This is a genomic window from Pseudoxanthomonas kalamensis DSM 18571 (genome assembly GCF_010211745.1).
Classification (GTDB): domain Bacteria; phylum Pseudomonadota; class Gammaproteobacteria; order Xanthomonadales; family Xanthomonadaceae; genus Pseudoxanthomonas_A; species Pseudoxanthomonas_A kalamensis.
On sequence record NZ_PDWQ01000056.1, the window covers coordinates 1 to 669 of the forward strand.

Below are 669 nucleotides of genomic sequence, written 5' to 3' on the forward strand. Positions count from 1 at the left end.
GCAGATATCGCACCATTGCCGATGATGCTCACCGGGTTTCCAGACTCTTCGAGACTGGCACCCAAAGCTGACCCCATATTTCCTGGTCCGCAGGCAAGGCGGCTCTCGGCGACGTTCCCGCGACTCCGACGAGCCTCATCGTGGCCTGCTATGACTTGCCCGCCACGCCGTAGCACGGCAGATGCCTCCCCGTCTGGAGAAAACACCAGGGTCACCACGCGAAGCCGGCCGTAAGACAAGTACACGTATATGTGAGAAGGCGGCCCGAACATCACGCGGGCGCGCGGGGTTGGCCCACGAAAGGCATGGGATGCTGGGTCGTCGCGTCCCATGTACGCCTCGACTTCGGTGAGACGGATCCCCACCGGGCCGCGCCAGATCGTTGCCCCGAGTAGGAGCGGGGCGACCTCGATAGCGGGAGCCGAGAGGTCGATCATGCCTTGGTGTCGCACAGGAGGTGGCACGCAGTGCAGGGAGCGGCGGTCACGGTGATGACCGCTGGCCAAGCACCGATCTTCTTTGCCAATCCGTGAGAAGCTCCGAAAGCTGCCAGGTAGGTTGCGCCCAGCAGGCCAGCAATCGTCGGTCCGCTCTTAGCGAGCCAGGTGCGGCCAGCCCAGCAGCCAGCAGCCGCGAGCACGGTTCCGTCCAGTGGCCGGACCCCGGTAG

At 64.9% G+C, this 669-nt stretch carries 2 protein-coding genes; both read right to left on the reverse strand.

Going from position 1 to position 669, the window contains the following annotated elements:
• Positions 1–437: DNA-3-methyladenine glycosylase (locus tag CSC70_RS13935; protein ID WP_162457201.1), on the reverse strand; the 437-nt coding region annotated here is incomplete at its 3' end.
• Positions 434–669 (reverse strand): hypothetical protein (locus tag CSC70_RS13940; protein ID WP_162457202.1); only part of this gene is annotated, 236 nt, incomplete at its 5' end. The genes CSC70_RS13935 and CSC70_RS13940, both read right to left, overlap by 4 nt.